This window comes from Virgibacillus salexigens (assembly GCF_014905415.1).
Classification (GTDB): domain Bacteria; phylum Bacillota; class Bacilli; order Bacillales; family Amphibacillaceae; genus Virgibacillus; species Virgibacillus salexigens.
The window spans coordinates 1-335 of sequence record NZ_BNEO01000072.1; the positions used below are offsets into that span (position 1 = coordinate 1).

Below are 335 nucleotides of genomic sequence, written 5' to 3' on the forward strand. Positions count from 1 at the left end.
TTGGAACCCCGGGAAGACAATCGTGAAGGATTCAGTATTCGGGTAGCAACAGAAGAATTAGAGAGGCGCCGGGAAAAGAATAAGTTTTTACTTGTTTTTTCAGATGGGGAACCTGCTGCTGCGAATTATAATCAAAATGGGATAGTCGATCCACACCTTGCTGTACTTGAAGCTCGTAAGAAAGGAATAGAGGTAATTGGGATATTTCATGCTGATGGTGCAGTAGATGAATCAGAAGACCAGTTAATGCGTAATATTTATGGGAAAGAGCGGGTTATTGTACCTAGTGTTTCAGAACTTCCAGAGCATTTTGCTCCGTTATTGAAAAAGTTATT

1 protein-coding gene is annotated in these 335 nt (G+C 40.6%); it reads left to right on the forward strand.

What is annotated here, in order from left to right:
* The coding region (locus tag JKP73_RS22285) for a vWA domain-containing protein (protein ID WP_498370537.1) at positions 1-335 on the forward strand (335 nt) is incomplete at both ends.